Genomic DNA, 25598 nt, shown 5'->3' on the forward strand with positions numbered 1-25598 from the left:
CACTCGCCGACGCCGACCTCACCCCCGCCGACGTCGATGTCGTCGAGGCCCACGGCACCGGCACCACCCTCGGCGACCCCATCGAGGCGAACGCCCTCATCGCCGCCTACGGACAGGACCGGCCGGAGGACCGGCCGCTGCTGCTCGGCGCCGTGAAGTCGAACCTGGGCCACACCCAGGCCGCCGCCGGTGTCGCCGGCACCATCAAGGTGCTGCTGGCGATGCGCCACGGCGTGCTGCCCAAGACCCTGCACACCGACTCGCCGTCCTCGCACGTCGACTGGACGGCCGGCACGGTCTCGCTCATCACCGAGCGGCAGGAGTGGCCCGAGACCGGGCACGCCCGGCGGGCCGGCGTCTCCGCCTTCGGCGTCAGCGGCACCAACGCCCACCTCATCATCGAGCAGGCCCCGGACGCCGAGGAGCCCGTGGCGCAGGAGCCCACCACGGTGCCGGGCCTCGTGCCCTGGCCGGTGTCGGGCACGTCCGAGGCCGCGCTGGAGGCAGGGATCGCGCGGGTCTCGGCGCTGACCGGCCTCGCACCGGTCGACGTGGGCCACTCCCTCACCACGGGCAGGGCGGCGTTCGCCCATCGCTCGGTCCTCGCGGCCGACGGAGAGGGCGTACGGGAACTCGCACGCGGCGTCGCCCAGGAGACCGACGGAAAGCTGGCCGTGCTGTTCTCGGGCCAGGGCGCTCAACGCGTCGGGATGGGCAGGGAGCTGTACGCCCGGTTCCCGGTGTTCGCCGAGGCGCTGGACGAGGTGCTGGCGCACTTCGACGCCGGGCTGCGGGAGGTGATGTTCGGCGATGCGGAGGGCTTGGACGAGACCGGGTTCACCCAGCCCGCGCTGTTCGCCATCGAGGTGGCGCTGTTCCGCCTGGCCGAATCCCTGGGCGTACGGCCGGACTTCGTGGCGGGGCATTCGATCGGTGAGATCGCGGCGGCGCATGTGGCGGGGGTGTTGTCGCTTGCGGATGCGTGTGTGCTGGTGGCGGCTCGTGCGCGGCTGATGCAGGCGCTGCCGGTGGGTGGCGCGATGGTGGCCGTCCAGGCGGCGGAGAGTGAGGTGGCTGCGCGGCTGGTCGAGGGGGTGTCGATCGCGGCGGTCAACGGCCCGGAGTCGGTGGTGATCGCGGGGGACGAGGCCGAAGTCCTGTCCATCGCGGGGGAGTTCGCCGACCAGGGGCGTCGGACACGGCGCTTGCCGGTCAGCCACGCCTTCCACTCGCCGCTGATGGAGCCGATGCTGGCGGACTTCCGGCGGGTCGCCGAGGGACTGTCGTACGAGGCTCCGCGGATCGCGCTGGTGTCGAACCTCACCGGTGAACTCGCCACCGACGGTCTCGTCTGCTCCGCCGACTACTGGGTCCGGCATGTGCGCGAGACCGTGCGCTTCGCCGACGGCGTCCGCGCCCTGGCCGCCGAAGGGGCCTCCGTCTTCCTGGAGCTGGGCCCGGACGGGGTGCTGACCGCGATGGCCCAGCACACCCTGGACGGCACCGCGACCGCCGTACCGGCCCTGCGCAAGGACCGGCCCGAGGAGACCGCGCTGCTCACCGCCCTCGCCCACCTGCACGTCGTAGGCGTCGGGGTGGACTGGTCCGGGATCTTCGCCGGCACCGGCGCCCGCCGCGTCGACCTGCCCACCTATCCCTTCCAGCACCAGTGGTACTGGCCGGACGGCGCGCCCGCCGCAGAGGCGACGACCGGTGCGCAGGACCCCGTGGACGCCGAGTTCTGGGACGCGGTGGAGCGCGCGGACCTCTCGTCGCTCTCGGAGAGCCTCGAACTGGACGACGCGGCACTGTCGGCCCTGGTACCCGCCCTGTCCGCCTGGCGCCGCAAGCGCGTCGAGCGCTCGACCGTCGACGGCTGGCGCTACCACGTGACCTTCAAGCCGCTGACCGGCACCGCGCCCGGCACCCTCGCCGGACTGTGGCTGGCCCTCGTCCCGACGGGCGCCGCCGACGACGAGTGGACCGCCGCCGTACTCGCGGCCCTCGGCGAGTCCGCCGTCACCGTCGAAGCCGACCCGGCCGACCGCGGCGCACTCACCGAACAGCTCGCCGAACTCGCCGCACAGGGAACCGAGTGGACCGGAGCGGTGTCCCTGCTCGCGGCGCCGTACGCCGACACCCTCCCCGCCGGACCGGCATGGCCGAACGAGGCGGTAGCGGCACTGGCGGACGCCGGAATCGACGCCCCGCTGTGGTGCGTGACCCGCGACGCGGTGTCGGTGAGCCACTCGGAGACCGAAGTCAGCCTCGCCCAGGCGGCGGTGTGGGCGCTCGGCAGGGTCGCGGCCCTGGATCACCCGGACCGCTGGGGCGGCCTGGTCGACGTACCGCAGGCGTTCGACCGGCGTACGGCGGAACGGCTGCGCGCCGTACTGTCCGGCGTCGGCGACGAGGACCAGGTGGCGCTGCGGCACTCCGGCGTCTTCGGACGACGGCTGGTGCGCGCCACGGACGACACCTCCGCGGCCCCGTGGCAGCCGACTGGCACGGTCCTGGTCGTCGGCCCGGCGTCCGGCACCGGCGGACACTGCGTCCGCTGGCTCGCCGAACAGGGCGCCCGGCACCTGGTGCTGGCCGACCCCACCGCATCGGACACGGCACAGCCGATCGCCGAACTCGGCACCCTGGGCGTGCCGTTGACGGTGCTCGACTGCGCACCGGCCGACGGTGAGGCGCTGCTGAGCGCGCTCGCCGAGCTCCCGGAGCCGCTGACCGCCGTGGTCCACACGGCCTGGCCGTCCGACGCCGACGCCCCCGTTGCCGCCGGCGTCCCCGCCACCGCCACGGACCCCCGGGCCGCTCTGGCCGCGCTGCGCGCGGACGTGGAGAGCCTGGCGGCGGTGGCCGAGGCGGCGGCCGGCGACCGCGCCCTGGACGCGTTCGTCCTCTTCTCCTCGATCGCCGGGACCTGGGGTGCCGGAGGCCGGGGCACCGAAGCCGCGGCCGGAGCCCAACTCGACGCCCTGGCACGTAGGTTGCGCGCCCGCGGACTGCCTGCCACGGCGGTCTCGTGGGGCGGCTGGGCCGACGCCACCTCCGACAGTCTGGCCGCGCACCTGCGGGCCAACGGACTGCCCCCGATGGACCCCACGCGGGCCCTGACCGCGCTCGCCCGCTCCCTGGGCGCCGACAGCCCCTCGGTGACGGTCGCCGACGTACGGTGGGACGGGTTCGCGCCCGCCTTCACCCGCAACCGGCGCAGCGCCCTGTTCGCGGAACTCCCCGAGGCCCGCGAGGCACTGGCGGAGCCGGGCGGCACCGAGCCGGGAACGGCGCACACCGCGACCGGCCTGCGGGCCGAACTCGCCGCCCGCCCGGACGCGGAGCGCACCGAGGTCCTGCTGGACCTGGTCCGCGACCGGGTGGCGGCGGTGCTCGGGTTCGCGGACGCCGGCGCCGTATCCTCCGGCCAGGCGTTCAAGGACCTCGGCCTGGACTCGCTGACCGCGGTCGACCTGCGCAACCAGCTCGCCACCGCCACCGGTCTGGCCCTGCCCGCCACCCTCGTCTTCGACCACCCCACGGCCGACGCCCTCGCCGACCACCTGCGGGGCGAACTCCTCGGCGAGGGCAAGGAGGACACGAACGCGCTCCCCGCGGTGGCGCGGGCGAGGAATACGGACACCGCCGAGGACCCGGTCGTCATCGTCGGCATGAGCTGCCGCTACCCGGGCGGGATCCGCTCGCCCGAGGACCTGTGGCAACTGGTCATGGACGAGACGGACGCCATCGGAGGCTTCCCCACCGACCGCGGCTGGGACCTGGACCGGTTGCTGCACGGCGACCGGGACGGCCGCGGCCGGACCGTCACCGGCCAGGGCGGATTCCTCTACGACGTGGCCGACTTCGACCCCGGATTCTTCGGGATCGCACCGCGCGAGGCGATGGTGATGGACCCGCAGCAGCGCATCCTTCTGGAAGCCACCTGGGAGGCCCTGGAGCGCACCGGCATCGACCCCGCCCAGCTGCGCGGCGGCGACACCGGCGTGTTCATCGGCGGCGGCTCGGGCGACTACCGGCCCGAAGCGGGCCAGCTGGGGCATGCGCAGACCGCGCAGTCGGCGAGCCTGCTCTCCGGCCGGGTGGCCTACCACCTCGGCTTCGAAGGCCCCACCGTCAGCGTCGACACGGCGTGCTCGTCGTCCCTGGTGGCGCTCCACCTGGCCGCCCAGGCCCTGCGCAACGGCGAGTGCTCCCTCGCCCTGACCGGCGGTGTGACGGTGATGTCCAGCCCGGTGAACTTCGTCGAGTTCGGGGAGATGGGAGCCCTCGCACCCGACGGCCGCTGCCGGCCGTTCGCGTCCGCCGCCGGCGGCACCGGCTGGTCCGAGGGCGTGGGCGTCCTCGTCCTGGAACGGCTCTCGGACGCCCGCCGCAACGGGCACGAGGTGCTCGCGGTGCTGCGCGGCTCGGCCATCAACCAGGACGGCGCCAGCAACGGCATCACCGCGCCCAACGGCCCCTCGCAGCGCCGCGTCATCCAGCGGGCGCTGGCCAACGCGGGGCTGGCACCGGCCGACGTGGACGCCGTGGAGGCGCACGGCACCGGCACCACCCTGGGTGACCCCATCGAGGCGCAGGCGCTGCTGGCCACGTACGGGCAGGGCCGTGACCCCCAACTGCCCTTGCTGCTCGGTTCGGTGAAGTCCAACCTCGGTCACACCCAGGCGGCCGCCGGCGTCGCCGGTGTGATCAAGATGGTCCTGGCGATGCGCCACGGCGTACTGCCCAGGTCCCTGCACATCGACGAGCCCTCGGCACACGTCGACTGGCGCGCCGGAGCCGTCGAACTGCTGGCGGAGGCGGCCGACTGGCCGCGTACCGGCCGCCCGCGCCGCGCCGGAATCTCGGCCTTCGGCGCCAGCGGCACCAACTCCCACGTGATCATCGAGCAGCCCGCACCCACCGCGGCGGAGGAGCCCGAGCGCCCGCAGGAGGCGAGCGGACCGCTGCCGGTGCCCGTGTCCGGCGCCGTGCCGGACGCGCTACGGGCCCAGGCCCGGCAGCTGCACGCCTACGTGGCCGCCCGGCCCGACCTCACCGTCGCCGAGTTCGCGCTGTCCACGGCCATCACCCGGTCGGCCTTCACCCACCGGGCCGCCGTCCTCGCCGAAGACCGCGAGGACCTGCTCGCGGGCCTCGCCGCGCTCGCCGACGGACTCGACACCCCCCAGGTCCTGCGCGGCCAGGTCGCGGAGCGCCGCGGCAAGCTCGCCGTGCTGTTCTCCGGCCAGGGATCCCAGCGCGTGGGCATGGGCCGGGAACTCCACGCCCGCTTCCCGGTGTTCGCCGAGGCCCTGGACGAGGTGACGGCACGACTGGACGCGGAACTGGAACTCCCGCTGAGGGAGGTCATGTTCGCGGACGCGGAGCGGCTGAACGAGACGGGCTACACCCAGCCCGCGCTGTTCGCCATCGAGGTCGCGCTGTTCCGCCTGGTCGCGTCCTGGGGCATCCGCCCGGACTTCGTCGCCGGGCACTCCGTCGGCGAGATCGCGGCCGCGCAGGTGGCCGGCGTCTTCTCCCTGGACGACGCGTCCCGGCTGGTGGCCGCACGGGCGCGCCTGATGAACGCCCTGCCCTCGGGTGGCGCCATGGTCGCCGTCCAGGCCACCGAGGAGGAGACCCGGGCCTACCTGACCGACGGGGTGTCCATCGCCGCGGTCAACGGACCGCGCTCGGTGGTCCTCTCCGGCGACGAGGCCGCCGTGCTCGACCTGGCGGAGAAGTTCACCGCCGACGGGCGCAAGACTAGGCGTTTGCGGGTGAGCCATGCATTTCACTCACTGCACATGGACGCCGTTCTCGAGGACTTCCGCCGAGTCGCCCAAAGCATCGGCTACGACACCCCGACGATCCCACTCGTGTCCAACGTGACCGGCGAGGTGGCGACCGCACAGCAGATGTGCTCCCCGGACTACTGGGTGCGCCACGTCCGCGAGGCCGTGCGCTTCGGCGACGGCGTCCGCACCCTCGCCGACCGCGGTGTGACGGCGTTCCTGGAGCTGGGCCCCGACGGCGCGCTGTGCGCCATGGCCCAGGAGACCCTGGACACCCTGCCCTCGCAGGCGGTCACCGTACCCGCGCTGCGCAGGGACCGCGGTGAGCAGGAGAGCGTGGTCACCGCGCTCGCCCGGCTGCACGTGGACGGACTGAGCCCGCAGTGGCCCGCCGTACTCACCGGGAACCGGACCGCGCCCCGCCGCACCGACCTGCCCACCTACCCCTTCCAGCACCAGCGGTTCTGGCCGACTGCCCAGCCAGGCCAGTCCGCCACCGACCCGGCGACCGCCGCGGACGACGGCTTCTGGTCGGCGCTACGGGGGGCGGACCTCGCCGAACTCGAAACCACGCTCCACGTCGAGCGCGACGCACTGGCCAAGGTGCTCCCCGCGCTCGCGGACTGGCGCCGCAGGCACGAGGAGTCGGGCACGGTCGACGGCTGGCGACAGCAGATCACCTTCGAGCCGCTGACCCGCACGCCCTCCCACACCCCGGCGGGCACCCATCTCGCCGTGATCCCGGCAGGGCACGAACAGGACCCGTGGGTCGCCGACGTCGTCGCCGCCCTGGGCCCGGACACCGTGCGCCTCACCGCGCCCGGCACCGACCGGGCGGCCCTGGCCGACCTGCTGCGCCAACAGGCCGCCGACGGAACCGAGTTCACCGGAGTGATCTCGCTGCTCGCCCTCGCCACGGAGGCCGCGCACCCGGCGCAGGCACCCCAGGCACTGGCCCTTACCACCACCTTGATCCAGGCGCTCGGCGACGCGGACCTCGCCGCACCCCTGTGGTGCCTCACCCGCGGCGCGGTCGCCGCCGCGCCCGGCGAACCGGTGTCCCACCCCGCCCAGGCCGCCGTATGGGGACTGGGACGGGTGGCCGCCCTGGAGTACCCGCAGCGCTGGGGAGGCCTGATCGACCTGCCCGGCACTCTCGACGACCGCTCCGCCGCCCGTCTCGCCGACGTGCTCGCCGCCCCCGGCGGCGAGGACCAGATCGCGATCCGGCCCTCCGCGGTCCTCGGCCGCCGGCTGGTCCCCGTACCGGCCGGGCGGACCACCCGGGAGTGGAACCCCACCGGCACCGTCCTGATCACCGGCGGCACCGGAGCGCTGGGCAGCCATGTGGCACGCGAACTGGCACGGGCGGGCGCACCGCACCTGCTGCTGCTGAGCCGCCGCGGCCCGGACGCACCCGGCGCCGACGCACTGCGCGCCGAACTCACCGCGCTCGGCTCGGACGTCACCCTCACCGCGTGCGACGCCGCCGACCGCGACGCGCTCGCGAAGGTCCTGGCGGACCTCCCCGAGGAGGCGCCCCTGACCGGCATCGTCCACACCGCCGGTGTCATCGACGACGGTGTCCTGGACAGCCTCACCCCGGACCGCTTCGAGGATGTCTTCCGCGCCAAGGCCGCCTCGGCCCTGGCCCTGCACGACCTCACCAAGGACCTGGACCTGGCGGTGTTCGCGCTGTTCTCCTCGTCCTCCGGAGCGGTCGGCAACGCGGGCCAGGCCAACTACGCCGCCGCCAACGCCTGCCTGGACGCTCTCGCCGAACAGCGCCGGGCCCAGGGCCTGGCCGCGACATCCCTCGCCTGGGGCGTGTGGGACGGCGGCGGAATGGCCGCCGACCAGCGCGCGGCCGACGTCGCCCGGCGCACCGGGATCCGCCCGCTGGACCCGGACCTCGCCGTCGTGGCGCTGCGCCGGGCCGTCATGGACGGGCGGCCCGCCGAGGTCGTCGCCGACATCGAACGCGACCGGTTCGTCCGCTCCTTCACCGCCGTACGGCCCAGCCCGCTGCTCGGCGCGCCGACCGTCGACGCCGGGCACCGGGCGGCGGGGGACACCGGTGAGGACACCACGGGCGACGTGCTGCGCGAGAAGCTGACGGGACTGCCGCCCGCCAAGCGCTCCGAAGCCGTACGGGACCTGGTGCGCAGCCGGGCCGCGGCCGTACTGGGACACCCCACGGCCGACGCCGTGAGCGCCGACCGGGCATTCCGTGACCTCGGCTTCGACTCCCTCAGCGCCGTCGAACTGCGCAACCAGCTCGGCGCCGCGACCGGACTGAGCCTGACCGCCACGCTCGTCTTCGACCACCCCAACCCCGCCGACCTGGCAGACCACCTCCTGAGCCTGCTCATCCCCGACGAGGGCCCGGGGGAGGGGGCAGCCGACGGCGGCGACCTGGACTCCTCCGGCATCAGGGCCCTGCTCGCCTCCGTGTCCGTGGCCCAGCTGCGCGAGATCGGCGTCCTCGAACCCCTGCTGAAGCTCGCAGCCCAGCAGACCGCGGCGTCCGGCGCCGAGGCCGCCGCCGATACGGCAGCGGACGCATACGACGAGTCGATTGACGCGATGGACATCGCCGACCTGGTGCAGGCGGCATTCGACGGCAATTCCCCCCAAGAGCGCTGAAAGAGCGGACCATGACCACACCCAGTGAAACCGTCGTCGCAGCCCTCCGCGCCTCGCTGAAGGAAGCCGAGAACCTGCGCCGCCAGAACCGCAAACTCGTCGCCGCGGCCACGGAGCCGATCGCGATCGTGGCGATGGCCTGCCGCTACCCCGGCGGTGTGCAATCGCCCGAGGACCTGTGGGACCTGCTGACCGCGGGCGAGGACGCGATCGGCGCGTTCCCCACGGACCGCGGCTGGGACCTGGACGCCCTGCGGGACGCCGGGGTCGACCGGCGCGGCAACGCCGTCAGCCAGGAAGGCGGCTTCCTCGACGGCGTAGGAGACTTCGACGCGCACTTCTTCGGGATCTCACCTCGCGAATCCGTCACCATGGACCCGCAGCAGCGGCTGCTGCTGGAGACCTCCTGGGAGGCCATCGAGCGCGCCGGCATCGACCCGACCACCCTGCGCGGCAGCCGCACCGGCGTGTTCATCGGCACCAACGGCCAGGACTACGCCTACCTGCTCGTACGCTCCCTGGCCGACGCCACCGGCGACATCGGCACCGGAATCGCCGCCAGCGCCACCTCCGGGAGGCTGTCCTACACGCTGGGCCTGGAGGGCCCGGCGGTGACCGTCGACACGGCGTGCTCGTCCTCGCTCGTGGCCCTGCACACCGCGAGCCATGCCCTGCGGGCCGGTGAATGCTCGCTGGCCCTGGTCGGCGGGGTGAACGTCATGTCGTCCCCCGGTTCCCTGATGGAGTTCAGCAGGCAGGGCGGGCTGGCGGCGGACGGCCGGTGCAAGGCGTTCTCGGACGCGGCCGACGGCACCGGCTGGTCCGAGGGCGTGGGCGTCCTGGTCCTGGAGCGCCTGTCCGATGCCCGCCGCAACGGACACCCCGTCCTCGCCGTTGTACGGGGCTCCGCCGTCAATCAGGACGGCGCCTCCAACGGCTTCACCGCTCCCAGCGGGCCGTCCCAGCAGCGGGTGATCCGGCAGGCGCTGGCCGGTGCGGGTCTGTCGGCCTCGGACGTGGACGTGGTCGAGGCCCATGGCACCGGCACCCCGCTGGGCGACCCGATCGAGGCCCAGGCGCTGCTGGCTACGTACGGTCAGGACCGCGATCCCGAGCGTCCGCTGCTGCTGGGGTCGGTGAAGTCCAACCTCGGCCACACGCAGGCGGCGGCCGGCGCGGCAGGGCTGATCAAGATGATCCTGGCGATGCGGCACGGCGTCCTGCCGAAGACGCTGTACGCCGATGTGCCGTCCTCGCACGTGGACTGGTCGTCCGGTGCGGTGGAACTGCTGACGGAGTCCCAGGAGTGGCCCAAGGCCGACCGGCCGTGGCGGGCCGGTGTGTCGTCCTTCGGCATCAGCGGCACCAACGCCCATGTGATCGTGGAGCAGGCGGAACCGGACGAAGAGCCGGTGACCGAACCGGGGTTGACGCCCACCGTGGTGCCGTGGCCGGTGTCGGCCAAGACCGAGGAGGCGCTGGCGGCAGGGATCGAGCGGATCTCCTCGCGCAGGGGTACGGCGTCACCGGTGGACGTGGGGTTCTCGCTCGCCTCGGGCCGTTCGGTGTTCGAGCACCGCGCGGTGCTGCTGGCGCAGTGCTCCGACGGCGAGCTCTCCGAGGTGACCCGAGGCCGCGCGGAGACGGGCCGCCCGCTGGCGGTGCTGTTCTCGGGCCAGGGTGCTCAACGGGCGGGCATGGGCCGTGAGTTGTATGGCCGGTTCCCGGTGTTCGCCGAGGCGTTGGACGAGGTGCTGGCGCACTTCGATGCCGGGCTGCGGGAGGTGATGTTCGGGGCTGTGGAGGGTCTGGACGAGACCGGATTCACGCAGCCTGCGCTGTTCGCTGTTGAGGTGGCGCTGTTCCGGCTGGCCGAGTCGTTGGGTGTGCGGCCGGATTTCGTGGCTGGGCATTCGATCGGTGAGATCGCGGCGGCGCATGTGGCGGGGGTGTTGTCGCTGGCGGATGCGTGTGTGCTGGTGGCGGCTCGTGCGCGGCTGATGCAGGCCCTGCCGGCGGGTGGCGCGATGGTGGCCGTCCAGGCGGCGGAGAGTGAGGTGGCTGCGCGGCTGGTCGAGGGGGTGTCGATCGCGGCGGTCAACGGCCCGGAGTCGGTAGTGATCGCCGGGGACGAGGGCGAAGTGGTCCGTGTTGCTGGGGAGTTTGCGGCCGAGGGGCGTAAGACCCAGCGCCTGCCGGTCAGCCACGCCTTCCACTCGTCGCTGATGGAGCCGATGTTGGAGGACTTCCGGCGGGTGGCCGAGGGGCTGTCGTACGGGGCGCCGCAGATCCCGCTCGTGTCGAACCTCACTGGTGAACTCGCTACCGACGGCCTCGTCTGCTCGGCCGAGTATTGGGTGCGGCATGTGCGGGAGACGGTGCGTTTCGTCGACGGTGTGCGGGCTCTGGAGGCCGAAGGGGCCGCCGTCTTCCTGGAGTTGGGTCCGGATGGTGTGCTGACGGCGATGGCCCAGCACACTCTGGACGGTGCCGCGACTGCTGTTTCGGCCCTGCGCAAGGACCGGTCCGAGGAGTCCGCGCTGCTGACGGCCCTCGCCCACCTGCATGTCGCGGGCATCGGGGTGGACTGGTCCGGGATCTTCGCCGGTACCGGTGCCCGCTGCGTCGTCCTGCCCACTTATCCCTTCCAGCACGAGCGCTACTGGCCTCGGCCGGCCGCGCTCAGTGGTGATGTGGCCGGTGCGGGCCTGCTGCCCGCGGAACACCCGCTGCTGGGGGCGACGCTCACCCTCGCGGACTCCGGCGAGGTGGTACTGACAGGCAGGCTGTCGCTGCAGACGCATCCGTGGCTGACCGACCACGCTATTGGCAGCAACGTCTTCTTCCCGGGAACCGGCTTTTTGGAACTGGCGATGCACGCCGCCGACCAGGCCGGATGCGACCGCGTCGAGGACCTCGTCCTGATGACGCCGCTGGTGCTCCAGGAGGAGGGCGCCACGCAGGTTCAGGTGCTGGTCGGGCCCGCCGACGAGGCAGGCACCCGCACGATCTCCGTGCATGCGCGCCCGGACGGCGACCCCGGTCAGCCGTGGCTGCAGCACGCGGGCGGCACGCTGACCAGCGGTGAGCGCATCGTGGACTTCGGCTCCACCGTGTGGCCGCCGCAGGACGCGGTGGCCGTCGACCTGGAGGGCTTCTACGAGGGGACTGGTTACGGCCCCGCGTTCCAGGGCCTGCGTTCGGTGTGGAGCTGCGCGGACGGTGCCTACGTGGAGGTGGCCCTGCCGGAATACGTGGCCGAGGATGCTGGGGCCTTCGGGCTCCACCCGGCGCTGCTGGACGCGGTGCTGCAATCGCACCGCATCGCCGGGGTCGGTGGTGCGAACGACCAGTTCCTGCCCTTCGCCTGGCGAGGCGTCTCGCTGCATGCGGGCGGCGCCGCGGTCCTGCGGGTCCGGGTCGTGAAGACCGGCGACGACTCGATGTCCATCGCGGCCGTCGACGCCGAAGGCGCACCCGTACTCTCCGCCGAGGCGATGGTGATGCGGGCCTACCGCAACCCCGATACCGGCCGGTCGGCGGCACGACGCGGCGCGGAGCGCGATGAGCTGTTGTCGTTGGACTGGGTGGCGGCGCCCGAGGTGCAGCCGACCGAGGTGCGCTGTGTGTCCCTGGGGGCCGATGAGCTGGGTGTGGGCGCGTCGGTTGCCTCTCTGGCGGATCTGACCGGCGACGAGGATTTCGTGGTGGTTCCGGTGTCGGGTGTGGGCGACGATGTGCCGGCTGTCGCTCATGAGTTGACGACCCGGACGCTGGGCCTGCTTCAGGAGTGGATCGGCCGGGAGGGTTCCGGTGCTTCGCGTCTGGTGTTCGTCACTCGTAACGCGGTCTCCGTCGGCGAGGGGGAGTCCGTGGCGGACCTGGCCGGTGCGGCGGTGTGGGGTCTGGTGCGCTCGGCGCAGTCGGAGCACCCGGGGCGGATCGCGCTGGTGGACCTGGAGAACGGGGATCTCGCCGCGGTGCTCGCGGACCTGCCGGGTCTGCTGGTCACCGGGGACGCCCAGTTCGTGGTGCGCGACGGCGCTCTGCGAGTGGGGCGGCTGGCCGAGTCGGGCGAGGGCGCGGGTGCGTCGCCGCGGGTGTGGGATGCGGACGGAACGGTGCTGATCACCGGTGGTACCGGGGGTCTGGGGCGCGAGCTGGCCCGGCACCTGGTGGCCGAGCGTGGTGTGCGGCATCTGCTGCTGGTCAGCCGCAGTGGGCCCGAGGCACCCGGTGTGGGTGAACTGCGGGAGGAACTGGCCGCCCACGGTGCCGAGGTGGCGGTCCGTGCGTGTGATGTGGCGGACCGGGAGGCGGTGGAGGCGGCCGTGGGCTCGGTGTCTGCGGCGCATCCGCTGACCGCTGTGATCCACACGGCCGGTGTGCTCGATGACGGTGTGGTCGTCTCGCTGACCCCCGAGCGACTGTCGACGGTGCTGCGTCCGAAGGTGGATGCCGCCTGGCATCTGCACGAGGCCACCAAAAACCTCGACCTGGCCGCGTTCGTGCTGTATTCGTCGGTCTCGGGTGTGCTCGGTGCGCCGGGCCAGGGCAACTACGCCGCGGGCAATGTGTTCCTTGACGCGCTTGCCCGGCACCGGATGGGGCAGGGACTGCCTGCGCAATCCCTGGCCTGGGGTGCTTGGACCCAGGGCGGCGGGATGACCGCCTCGCTCTCCGACACGGATATGCAGCGGATGGCCTCGTACGGAACCGTACCGCTCAGCCCGGAGCGGGGACTGGCGCTGTTCGACGCCGCTGTCGAGACCGGCGCGACCCACCTCGTCGCGGTCGGCCGCGTCTCCGGGACGGTGCGGGCCCAGGGCCCCGTCCCGTCGATGCTGCGCGGCCTGGTCAAGGGCGCCCGCCGTACCGCCGCGAACACGACAGGAGAGACGCCCGTCCCGCTCGCCGACCGACTGCGGGCAGCGCGCCCCGAGGAGCGCACGCGCCTGATGACGGACCTGGTCCGCACCGAGGCCGCCGCCGTACTAGGACACGCCTCGGCCAAGAACATCGACGCCCGGCGGGAGTTCAACGAACTCGGCTTCGACTCCCTGACCTCCGTCGAACTGCGCAACCGGCTCTCCGACCTCACCGGACTGCGGCTGAGCGCCACCCTCGTCTTCGACCACCCCAACCCCACCGCACTCGCCGACCACTTCGTTTCGGAGCTGGTGGACGAGGCCGCCACCGGCCCGGCCCTCCTGGCGGAACTCGAACGGCTCGACTCCGCACTCGACTCCGTACTCGCCGTCGGCGAGCCCGACGCCCGAACCAGGGCCGCCGTCGCCGCCCGCCTTGCGCAGATCCTGGACAACTGGCGGGGCGCCCAGGCGGAGGAGAACGGCGCAGCGGTTGCCGAGCGGATCGAGGCCGCCGGCACCGACGAGATCTTCGCCTTCATCGACAACGAGCTCGGCCGTCTCGGCGATCGCTGAGACCGGCCCCCTTATTCACACGGAAGGTTCCACGGCATGCCGAACGACAAAAAGCTCGTTGACTACCTCAAGTGGGTCACGAACGACTTGCACCAGACCCGCCAACGGCTTCGGGAAGTCGAGTCCGCCAAGCAGGAACCGATAGCCATCGTCGGGATGTCCTGCCGGCTGCCGGGTGGTGTGCGATCACCGGAAGAGTTCTGGCAGTTGTTGAAGGACGGCCGGGACGGTATTTCGCCATTCCCGACGGATCGCGGCTGGGACCTCGACACTCTCGCCGGCGACGGCAGCGGCAGCAGCGCCACCGCCGAAGGCGGCTTCATCGACGCCGCCTCGTTCGACGCGGGCTTCTTCGGCATCTCGCCCCGCGAGGCCGTGACGATGGACCCCCAGCAGCGCATCCTGCTGGAGTCGTCCTGGGAGGCCCTGGAGCGCGCCGGAATCGACCCCGTTTCCCTGCGGGGCACCGAGACCGGTGTCTTCGTGGGCACCAGCGGTATCGACTACGTCAACACCGTGATGAACTCCCGCGAGGACATCGAAGGCCACGGCAGCACCGGCCTCATCGCCAGCATCCTGTCCGGCCGGGTCTCGTACACCTTCGGCCTGGAGGGCCCGGCCGTCACCGTCGACACCGCCTGCTCCTCCTCGCTGGTCTCACTGCACCTGGCGGCCCAGGCGCTGTGTTCCGGGGAGTGCTCGCTGGCGCTGGCCGGAGGGGTGACGGCGATTTCGACGCCGATGAGCTTCGTCGGATTCAGCAGGCAGGGCGGGCTGGCGCCGGACGGCCGGTGCAAGGCGTTCTCCGACACGGCCGACGGCACCGCATGGTCCGAGGGCGTGGGCGTCCTCGTCGTGGAGCGCCTGTCCGATGCCCGCCGCAACGGACATCCCGTCCTCGCCGTCGTGCGGGGCTCCGCCGTCAACCAGGACGGCGCCTCCAACGGCCTGACGGCCCCCAGCGGGCCGTCCCAGCAGCGGGTGATCCGGCAGGCGCTGGCCGGTGCGGGTCTGTCGGCCTCGGACGTGGACGTGGTCGAGGCCCATGGCACCGGCACCCCGCTCGGCGACCCGATCGAGGCCCAGGCGCTGCTGGCCACGTACGGTCAGGACCGCGATCCCGAGCGTCCGCTGCTGCTGGGGTCGGTGAAGTCCAACCTTGGCCACACGCAGGCGGCGGCCGGTGCCGCGGGGTTGATCAAGATGATCCTGGCGATGCGGCACGGCGTCCTGCCCAAGACGCTGCATGTGGAGGCGCCGTCGTCACATGTGGACTGGTCGTCCGGTGCGCTGGAGCTGCTGACGGAGCCTCGGGAGTGGCCCAAGGCTGACCGGCCGTGGCGGGCCGGTGTGTCGTCCTTCGCCATCAGCGGCACCAACGCCCACATCATCCTTGAGCAGCCACCGGCCGAGGAGGAGCCCGAGGACGAGGAAGGGCCGCATATCTCGCCGTCGGCCGTGCCCTGGCTGGTCTCCGCAAAGTCCGAGGAGGCACTGGCCGCACAGCTCGAGCGGATCTCCGCGCTGACCGACCGGTCGCCTCTCGACCTGGGCCTCTCGCTGGCGACCACCCGGGCGCATCTGGAGCACCGTGCGGTGCTGCTGTCCGAGGGCGACGAAACCGTGGAGGTAGCGCGCGGGCAGGCCGAGCACACGGCCGGGAAGCTCGCGGTGCTGTTCTCGGGTCAGGGTGCTCAACGGGTGGGTATGGGCTGTGAGTTGTATGGCCGGTTCCCGGTGTTTGCCGAGGCGTTGGATGAGGTGCTGGCGCACTTCGATGCCGGGCTGCGGGAGGTGATGTTCGGGGCTGTGGAGGGTCTGGACGAGACCGGGTTCACGCAGCCTGCGCTGTTCGCTGTTGAGGTGGCGCTGTTCCGGCTGGCCGAGTCGTTGGGTGTGCGGCCGGACTTTGTGGCCGGGCATTCGATCGGTGAGATCGCGGCGGCGCATGTGGCGGGGGTGTTGTCGCTGGCGGATGCGTGTGTGCTGGTGGCGGCTCGTGCGCGGCTGATGCAGGCCCTGCCGGTGGGTGGCGCGATGGTGGCCGTCCAGGCGGCGGAGAGTGAGGTGGTTGCGCGGCTGGTCGAGGGGGTGTCGATCGCGGCGGTCAACGGCCCGGAGTCGGTGGTGATCGCGGGGGAGGAGACCGAAGTCCTCGGCATTGCCGCGGAGTTCACGGCGCAGGGGCGCAAGACGCAGCGTCTTCCGGTCAGCCATGCCTTCCACTCGCCCTTGATGGAGCCGATGTTGGAGGACTTCCGGCGGGTGGCCGAGGGGGTGTCGTATGAGGCGCCGCAGATCCCGCTCGTCTCGAACGTGACAGGGGAGCTGGCCGCGGGGGAGCTGGTGTGCTCGCCGGGCTACTGGGTGCGGCATGTGCGGGAGACGGTGCGGTTCGCCGACGGTGTGCGGGCTCTGGAGGCCGAAGGAGCTGCCGTCTTCCTGGAGTTGGGTCCGGATGGTGTGCTGACGGCGATGGCCCAGCACACTCTGGACGGTGCCGCGACTGCTGTTTCGGCCCTGCGCAAGGGCCGGTCCGAGGAGACGGCGCTGCTCACTGCCCTCGCGCACCTGCACGTTGCGGGTATCGGGGTGGACTGGTCCGGGATCTTCGCCGGTACCGGTGCCCGCTGCGTCGACCTGCCCACTTATCCCTTCCAGCACGAGCGCTACTGGCCTCGGCCGGCCGCGCTCAGTGGTGATGTGGCCGGTGCGGGCCTGCTGCCCGCGGAACACCCGCTGCTGGGGGCGACGCTCACCCTCGCGGACTCCGGCGAGGTGGTACTGACAGGCAGGCTGTCGCTCCAGGCATACCCGTGGCTGACCGACCACACCATGGGTGGCAGCGTCCTCTTCCCGGCCACCGGCTTTCTGGAGCTGGCGATGCGCGCCGCCGACCAGGTCGGCTGCGACCGGGTCGACGAGTTCGTCCTGATGACGCCGCTGGTGCTCGCGGAGGAGGGCGGCACACAGGTCCAGGTGCTGGTCGGGGCAGCTGACGAGAAGGGAAGCCGCCCCGTCTCGGTGTACTCGCGTCCCGACGACGACCCTGGCCAGCCGTGGCTGCAGCACGCGGGCGGCACGCTGACCAGCGGTGAACGGATCGTGGACTTCGGCTCCACGGTCTGGCCGCCGCAGGACGCGGTGGCCGTCGACCTGGCGGGCTTCTACGACACGACTGGTTACGGCCCGGCCTTCCAGGGCCTGCGCTCGGTGTGGAGCTGCGCGGACGGTGCCTACGTGGAGGTGGCCCTGCCGGACCAGGTCGCCGACGAGGCCGGGGCCTTCGGGCTCCACCCGGCGTTGCTGGACGCGGTGCTGCAGTCGCGCCGGATGGCCGGGATCGGAGCTGTGGGGGACACGCTCCTGCCCTTCGCCTGGCGAGGTGTGTCGCTGCATGCGGGCGGCGCCTCGGTCCTGCGGGCCCGGGTGATCAAGACCGGCGAGGACACGGTGTCCATCGTGGCCGTCGACGTCGAAGGCGCCCCCGTCCTGTCCGTCGAGAAACTCGTCCTGCGCGCCCAACTTGCCGATGCCGGAACACCGTTGACGACCAGGCGCGGCGCGGCGCGCGACGCACTGCTGTCGTTGGAGTGGGTGTCGGGTCCTGAGGTGCAGCCTGCCGAGGTGCGGTGTGTGTCCCTGGGCGCGGATGAGCTGGGTGTGGGCGCGTCGGTTGCCTCTCTGGCGGATCTGACCGGCGACGAGGATTTCGTGGTGGTTCCGGTGTCGGGTGTGGGCGACGATGTGCCGGCTGTCGCTCATGAGTTGACGACCCGGACGCTGGGCCTGCTTCAGGAGTGGGTCGGCCGGGAGGGTTCCGGTGCTTCGCGTCTGGTGTTCGTCACTCGTAACGCGGTCTCCGCCGGTGCGGGGGAGTCGGTGCGGGATGTGGCCGGTGCGGCGGTGTGGGGTCTGGTGCGCTCGGCGCAGTCGGAGCACCCCGGACGGATCGCGCTGGTGGACCTGGAGGACGGGGACCTCGCCGCGATGCTCACGGACCTGCCGGGTTTGCTGGACTCCGGGGACGCCCAGTTCGCGGTGCGCGACGGCGCTCTGCGAGTGGGGCGGCTGGCCGAGTCGGGCGAGGGCGCGGGTGCGTCGCCGCGGGTGTGGGATGCGGACGGGACGGTGCTGATCACCGGTGGTACCGGGGGTCTGGGGCGCGAGCTGGCCCGGCACCTGGTGGCCGAGCGTGGTGTGCGGCATCTGCTGCTGGTCAGCCGGAGCGGACCCGAGGCGCCCGGCGTCTCCGCACTGAGCGACGAACTGGCCGCCCACGGCGCGGAGGTCACCGTGCGTGCCTGTGACGTGGCCGACCGGGCGGCGGTGGACGCTCTCGTCGCTGCCGTACCGGCCGAACACCCGCTGACCGCGGTGATCCACACGGCCGGCGTTCTCGATGACGGGCTGGTCACCTCGCTGACGCCGGAGCGGCTGTCGGCCGTACTGCGCCCGAAGGTGGATGCCGCCTGGCATCTGCACGAGGCCACCAAGAACCTCGACCTGGCCGCCTTCGTGCTGTACTCGTCCATCTCCGGCGTGGTCGGCTCTCTGGGGCAGGGCAACTACGCGGCGGGCAACGTGTTCCTCGACGCGCTGGCCGGGCACCGGGCGGGCCTGGGGCTGCCCGCGCTGTCCCTGGCCTGGGGCGCCTGGACCCAGGGCGGCGGCATGACCGCCGCCCTCTCCGATGCGGACATGCAGCGGATGGCCTCGTACGGGACCGCTCCGCTGAGCCCCGAGCGCGGCCTGGCCCTCTTCGACGCCGCTGTCGCTGGCAGCGCGATCCACCTCGTCGCGGTCGGCCGCGTCTCCGGGACGGTGCGGGCCCAGGGCCCCGTCCCGTCGATGCTGCGCGGCCTGGTCAAGGGCGCCCGCCGTACCGCCGCGAACACGACGGGCGAGACGGCCGTGTCCCTCGCCGACCGGCTGCGCGCTGCGCGCCCCGAGGAGCGCACGCAGCTGATGATCGATGTCGTACGGACCGAGGCCGCCGCCGTACTCGGACACGCCTCATCCAGGAACGTCGATGCCCGCAGGGAGTTCTACGAGCTGGGCTTCGACTCCCTGACCTCCGTCGAACTGCGCAACCGGCTCTCCACCCTCACCGGACTACGGCTGTCGGCAACCGTGGTCTTCGACAGCAAGAACCCCACCGACCTCGCGGCCCGGCTCCACGCCGACCTGGCCGCACAGTCGGCCCTGGACGGCTCCGCGTCGCAAGCGGGCTTCCTCCCGGCCGTCGCACCCGAGACCGACTCGCTCGAGCGGATGTTCCTCGACGCCCTGGACAGCGGCAAGATTCCGGAGGCCCAGCGCATGCTCTCCGCCCTCGGCGCCCTCCGTCCGAGCTTCGAGAACACCGCCGAACTGGAGGATCTGCCGCTGCCGGCCACCCTCGCCGAGGGCCCCGGCACGCCGCGGCTGATCTGTGTCAGCACACCCACCGCCAACGGCGGCGTACACGAATACGTCAGGCTCGCCGCCTCCTTCCGGGGCGAACGGCACGTCAGCGCGCTGCCGCTGGTCGGCTTTGATACGGGGGAGCGTCTGCCGGCCACCCCCGAGACCGCGGTGCGCGTCATCGCGGAGAGCGCGCTGCGCGCGAGCGACGGTAACCCCTTCGTCCTGGTCGGGCACTCGTCCGCCGGCGCCTTCGCCTACCTGGCGGCCGCCCTGCTGGAGAACACCTGGGGCATCAGGCCCGAGGCCGTGGTGCTGCTGGACACCCTCAGTCTCCGGCACGAGCAGAACGAGACCATCGACTACGCGGGCCTGATGCGACGCCACTTCATGGTCGACGAGGTCTCGCCGGTACGGATGACGAACTCCAGGCTGTCGGCGATGGCGCGCTGGATGGGGATGCTGAACCAGCTCGAAGTGCGGCACACGACCGTTCCCGTACTGATCGTCCGTGCCACCAAGGAGACCTTCGGCATCGGGACCGACACCGGAATCTACGGAGGGGACCACGGCAGCCGGGTCGACGTCCGCAGCGTGGACGCGGACCACTTCTCCATGGTCCGCGACGACGCACTGGAGACCGCGCGGATCGTCAAGGAATGGCTCGACTCCCTCAGCAACGCGTAACCGGGGACGGGGACGGGCAGGGCAACACCGCCGACGAGGTCGGCGGTGTTGCCCTGCGGCCGGCTCTTATGCCAGGCCCGGGGGTTCCTACGTCAGGGCCGGGAGCGCGAGAACCAGGCCGGCGGCGGTCTCCCGCCCGCCCGCCGAGCGCATCAGGGCGGCCCGCCGCTCCGCCTTCTCGCGGAAGGACGGGGTGCCAAGGACCCTCGTGAGCTTGTCGATGACGTCGTTGACGTCGATGGTCCCCGGCCGGTCGAGGGTCAGGCTGATGCCGAAGTCCTGGCCGCGGACGGCCTGGTCGTAGCAGTCCACCCAGAGCGGTCGCACCACGAGCGGCTTGCCGAAGTACATGCCCTCGTTGAAGCCGTTGCCGCCGCCGTGGGTGAAGAACACCTTGACGTTCGGATGGCCCAGCACGTCCATCTGCGAAGGAAGCCAGCTCTCGATACGGAGGTTGCCCGGCAGCGACGCTGCGGGCGGCAGCAGGTGCTGCTGTTCCGAGGGCAGCTTCCACAGCACTTGGTGCCGGCCCTCCAGCTGGCGGGCCACCTCCACCATGGAGCCGACCTGCTCCCGCGTCAGCCGGGTGATCGTCCCGAGCCCCACGTAGACCACGGAGGACTGGGCGTCCAGCCACCGCGAGAGATCCTGGTCGTCCGGCGCCTCGGGCAGCGGCGGCACCATCGCACCCACCAGCCGCATCTTCTCCGGGATGTCGAAGGGGTAGTCCAGCTCGGCGAGGGAGTTGCACAGCACCAGATCGGCGTGCTCGATCCGGGCCATGAAACTGGCCTTCGGCAGTCCGAGTTCCTTGCGCCGCCGGTTGTCCTCCGCGAGGACCTTGCCCAGCCGGGGGTTGAGGAACATCGCGAAGGTCCGCAGCTTGAACAATTCGTTGCCGACGCGCTGCGCCGGCGTCATCCGCCGCGACAGGCCCGTGTGCGGGACGGGGAAGCCCGGCGGGGTGTAGCTCTTCGCGAAGTGCGTATGTGCCGTCAGCACATTGCTGGCCAGGAACGGCACGCTCAGGACGTACGGGATCTTCCGCGCGATGGCCGCGTCGACCGCGAAGCTGCTGATGCAGTCGATGACCATCAGCGCCGGCCGGACCTCGTCGATGACGGCCTGGAGACGGCGGAACTTCTCCGCCTGGAGGCCGGGCCGGTAGGTGTGCCGCACGACCGCGCGATGAGCCTTGAAGCGCGAAGACTGCGTGACCTCGCGGTAGATCTCGTCGCTCCACGTCACGGCCGACATTTCGGAGTCGACCTCGCCCAGAGAGGCGAACTCCACAGGGGAGCCCTCCGCGATCCGTTTCACATCGTCGCGTCGCGGCTCGTCGGTGGCGAACCAGAGGTCCTCCACGCCCTGGCGGGAGAGTTCACCCGCCAGCACGAGCAGCGGATTGAGCAGGCCGCTCTCCGGAAGGCTGACGAAGAGGATCGGCCGTCGGGCGGATTCCATGGATTCCCTTTCACCGGTGGCAGGCTGGGCTCGGCGAGCACGCCTGTGTGCGGGGTGATTGGTCGCACCCACCTTTGATGTCACGCCGGACGTCGGGAAATCCTTAGACTTGGGTCCCACCGCGGTCATCGGCCGGAGTCGGGCCCGTCCCGTCCAGGGCCCCGGCCCGTGGGCGCCTCGTCGGCACCGTGGCCCAGCAGTTCGTGGAGCAGCGGAGTCGTGGGCAGTGCCGGATGGAGGTACACGCGCTCACGGCGTTGTCCGACGGCGGCCAGCAGCATCCGGAAGGTGGTCCGAGCCTCCTCGATCCGCCCGCCGTGATGCTGCGCCTGGCCCAACAGGCCCAGATGGAGCGGGTGGCGTAAGTACGTCCTGGAACGGCCCAATTCGGCCAGTGAGGTATGCATGAGGGCGAGGCCGTCGTCGTGATCTCCCGCGTGCACCAGGCTCCACCCTTTGACGACCCCCAGCATCGCCTTCCAGTAGAGAAGTCCATGGTCGCCCGCAACGCGGACGCCCTCGCTGCTCGAGGCGAGCGCGGTGCGGGTGTCACCCTCCCAAGCCGCCACGACCCCGTCCACGTACAGCGCGAAGGAGCGGTCGGACGGCCGGCTCTCGTACGCGGTGAGGTTCAACAGCTCACATCGGCGCGCGTCGGCGGTCTGCCGGTGTCCGAGGAGCCAGTGGGTGAAGGTGTCGTAGGAGCGGCAGGAGACGCGTGGGTCGTGCTGGAAGGTACGCGCCAGCGCGTGACCCTCGTTGGCGAAACGATCGGCCATGCCGACGCCGCGCTCCAATTCGGCGAGCGCCTGCGGCAGCATTCCGCGCACATGCAGCACGATGCCTTCGCCGTACGCCGCACCGAGCGCCGCCACGGGCTCCCGGGTCTGCCGCGAAAGGTCCCGCAGCAGGCCGGATAACTCCCGCGAGGCGTCGTAGCGGCCGGCGACCAGGGATGCCGCGCACAGCGCCCAGAGCACCGACGGGTCCTCGGGGGCACGGGTGACCGTGCTGAGGGCGCGACCGCGCGTCAATGCCGTCTCGGCCTCGGGGTGGCCGTAGCCGCGAGTGGTGGCGAGCACCTGGCCGAGCTGGATGTGCAGCTTCTGTTCCAGCCTCACGGTGTCGGAATCGTCCGGGGGCAGGAAGCCGACCAGGTGCACCGCGCGGCGCAGCCAGGTCTCCACCTGCTCGTAGGCCATGGACTGTTCGGCGTGTTCCGCGGCGAGCAGCAGCCGGGGCAGCACCTCGACGGCGCGCAGTGCACTCTTGGCGTGCCAGCTGTGATGCGCCACCCGCTCGATCTCCTCGTCCCCCACGTGCCCGCGTCTGCGTGCGCACAGTGCCTCGGCGACCCGGGCGTGCAGGCGGTGGCGGTCCTCACGGGGGAGCTCGTCGACGAGCGTCTCCTGGACGAGGGCGTGAGCGAAGTGCAGCCGCCCCTGATGGTGCGGGTCCTCCCCGAGCAGGCCTGCACGGATGGCCGACTCAAGACCCGCGATGACCGGCTCGTCGGGCGTGGCGGTCCGGTGCAGCAGGTCGGTGTCCACCTCGGCGCCGATGACGGCGCACAGGCGAAGCACTCGCAGGACCGGCTCGGGCAGCGCGGCGAACCGCTGGTGCAGCGCCTCCCGCACGCCGGTGGGAATGTGGGCCAGGAGCGCGTCAACCGCATCCGGGCGATGGAGTCTACGCGCATCACCCACGAGGGAGAGGAGCTGCATCACGAAGTAGGGGTTGCCTTCGCTGCGCCGGTGCAGCACCTCGACAACCTTCGGGTTCACACCGGACCCCGCATGTGCCTCGACGAGGGCAGCGACGGCCTGCAAGGAGAGCCCGCAGAGCCGCAGCGTCTGGGTCCTGGGGCCACGGAGTACGTCGGAGACCATGCGGCGCAGGGTCGCGTCCGACTCGGCCTCGAATTTCCGGGCCGTGAGCACGATGCCGAGCGGATGGCCCTGGGAGCGGGTGCTCAGCAGCCTGAGCAGGTCGAGGGAGGCGGCGTCCGCCCATTGCAGATCTTCAAGGAGCAGCACGAGCGGGTGTTGCCCGGCGAGCGTGAGCAAGACCTCGCAGACCGCGTCGTGGGCGAGGAAGCGGGCCTGGGCCCAGTCGGAGGCCGATTTCGGGTCTTGCGTCCGGGCCGCCGACCGCTCGGGCATCAGCGGGGCGAGCAGGGCGTCGTACGGTTCCGTCGCCTCGCGGAACGCATCCGGCCGGGTGGCGGACAGCCGCCGCAGGATCTGGGTCCAGAGCCAGTAGGCGGGGACGCCGTCGCCGGGGAAGCAGTGGCTCCAGATCACCTCCAACCTGGAGTCCTTCTCCTGCGCGTCCATGCTCTCCAGACGTGCCGCAAGTTCGAGCAGCAGGCGGGTCTTTCCGACTCCTGGGGGGCCGAGGACGCCGGCCACATGGCCGTGGCCCACGACCGCGCTCGCGGCGGCGGTCGTCAGGCGGTCGAGGTCCTGGCTGCGGCCGATGAACGGCGAAGGGGCAGCCGTCCACCCCGACTCGAACTCCGCGGATCCGCCGGCCCCCGGGGCGGCCGCCGGCTCGTGGCGCGGCCCGGGGACCGGCCGCCACTGGGCCGTCCCGGCTTGTGTGTCGGCGCCGTCCGCCCGCGCACCGGGCGGCACTTCGGTTCGCGTCTCCGGGCGCGCGTCGGTCCCCGCGATCCCGTCGCGTTCGACGGCCGCCCCGCAGTCATCCGTCCCGTTGGCGCCGTTGGTCGCCACCGCCCGGCCGTGCTCCGGGGGCGTAACGGTCGTCCTCTCGACTCCGGAGCCCTCGGAACCCTCAAAGCCCTCGGAGCCCTCGGAGTTCTGAACACCGTCGTCACCGATCTCGTTGCTCACGAGCGGGACATATGACGCTCCGGTGGACCCAGGCGGTGCGGGAGACGGCTGCTTGGAGGGGATGCCCGCTCCCGGCTCCTGGCGCAGTATCGCGTTTCTGACCCGGCGTAGTTCCGCTGCCGTGTCCACACCGAATTCCTCGAACAGATGACTTCGCGTCCGCTCGTACACCTCAAGCGCCTCGGCCTGCCGCCCGAGCTGCGACAGCGCCGTCATGAGGTGGCCGACCAGCCGCTCCCGCGTGGGATGGCGGCGTGCCTCCCCGTCCAGATCGGCGGCGACCTCTTCGGCGGCGCCGAGAGCCAGCCGCGCCTCCGCGCAGGACTCCAGGGCGGTGAGCCGGATCTGTTCGAGTCGGGTGCACTCGTCGCCGAGCGGCGGAAGGCTGTCGAACTCCGCGTAGGGCGAGCCGCGCCACAGCCCCAAGGCCTCGGTGAGCCGGGCCTGCGCGGTGCGCGGATCGTGCTGCTCCAGCAGCCGCCGCCCGTCGGTGACCAGACGCTCGAAGCGGCAGGCGTCGACCTGTTCGGGATCGAGATCGAGGACATATCCGGGCGACCGATGACGCAGCACCGAATGTTGGCCCGTTCCCGGCACCGTATGCAGGGCCCGGCGCAGATGCGAGACATGACTTTGGAGCGTGGCGACGGCGTGACGGGGCGCTCCGTCACCCCAGAGTTCCTCGATGAGCAGCTCGGTGGGCACCACGCGGCCGAGGCGAATGAGCAGCAGGGCGAGCAGTGCTCGCCGGCGTGGTGGACCGAGCGGTAAGTCATGCCCGTTGTGCCGTGCCGACATGGGCCCCAGCACGCTGAGGGAGAGCTCGGCCCGGCCGGTCGTCGTGGGTGACACGTTTGCAGGCGGAGATGCGGGCATGACGGTCCCCATGGTTCTCGAGGCGTGGCTGACTGACGGACGGTTTCGAGCTGGCTGGTCGCATACCGTCTCCTGTGGATCTTTACATAGACAAACCACCTTCCAGGCTGGAGGGCGTCGATTGGCAAGAAAGCGGCAGGTGTTCGGCAAGAACTTCGACAAGGGTCCGGAAAACGACGGTGGGCGATGGCAAGGAGCCGCCAGTGGCTCGACCAGAACCCCGCAAGGGCGGTGATGCACGATGGTCAACATCTGGAGATTCCGCTGGTCCCAGGGTCGATGGCGCCCCTGCCGACGGCCTTCACCGCCGCTCGCCAGCCTCCGAATTGATTTCGCCCTCAAGTTCTCTGACAGGGAGCCCTCTCTTGCTGAGTCCAGCAGCTGCAGCTCCGGGCCTGTGCATGGCGAGCCTTGATAAA

General features: G+C 71.9%; 4 protein-coding genes and 2 pseudogenes (1 of these 6 only partly in view). 4 read left to right on the plus strand and 2 right to left on the minus strand.

What is annotated here, in order from left to right; translation table 11 throughout:
* The 4 genes and pseudogenes from AC5677_RS36705 to AC5677_RS36720 form a co-directional block, all read left to right on the plus strand.
* Positions 1 to 8447, plus strand: the 3' portion of a protein-coding gene (locus AC5677_RS36705) for a type I polyketide synthase (RefSeq protein WP_497192216.1). Its footprint begins 20044 nt before the window's first position; 8447 of the gene's 28491 nt are visible here — the last part of the coding sequence; the start codon falls outside the window, past its left edge; it ends in the stop codon at positions 8445 to 8447.
* A gap of 56 nt (positions 8448 to 8503) precedes the next feature.
* Positions 8504 to 13189 (plus strand): annotated as a pseudogene (locus tag AC5677_RS36710) (type I polyketide synthase); the annotation flags it as partial.
* A 237-nt stretch (positions 13190 to 13426) separates the two neighbouring features.
* Positions 13427 to 13891 (plus strand): annotated as a pseudogene (locus tag AC5677_RS36715) (acyl carrier protein); the annotation flags it as partial.
* Between the two features lie 36 nt (positions 13892 to 13927).
* The gene (locus tag AC5677_RS36720; protein WP_497192217.1) at positions 13928 to 19984 is read left to right on the plus strand and encodes an SDR family NAD(P)-dependent oxidoreductase; all 6057 of its coding nucleotides are present in this window, start codon (positions 13928 to 13930) and stop codon (positions 19982 to 19984) included.
* A gap of 87 nt (positions 19985 to 20071) precedes the next feature.
* Here the strand turns inward: AC5677_RS36720 and AC5677_RS36725 are convergent, their stop codons facing one another.
* On the minus strand, positions 20072 to 21448 hold the full coding sequence (locus AC5677_RS36725; RefSeq protein ID WP_497192218.1) for a glycosyltransferase: 1377 nt from the start codon (positions 21446 to 21448) through the stop codon (positions 20072 to 20074).
* A 125-nt stretch (positions 21449 to 21573) separates the two neighbouring features.
* Positions 21574 to 25155, minus strand: coding sequence for an ATP-binding protein (locus tag AC5677_RS36730; RefSeq protein ID WP_497192219.1), 3582 nt, complete (start codon positions 25153 to 25155; stop codon positions 21574 to 21576).
* Positions 25156 to 25598 lie beyond the last annotated feature (443 nt).

It is taken from the genome of Streptomyces sp. JLSY215, assembly GCF_059682825.1.

What these genes read in the sequence shown, in the direction of transcription:
- AC5677_RS36725 (WP_497192218.1), bottom strand. Translation starts at nt 21,448, where the DNA reads ATGGAATCCGCCCGACGGCCGATCCTCTTCGTCAGCCTTCCGGAGAGC.
- AC5677_RS36720 (WP_497192217.1), top strand. Translation starts at nt 13,928, where the DNA reads ATGCCGAACGACAAAAAGCTCGTTGACTACCTCAAGTGGGTCACGAAC.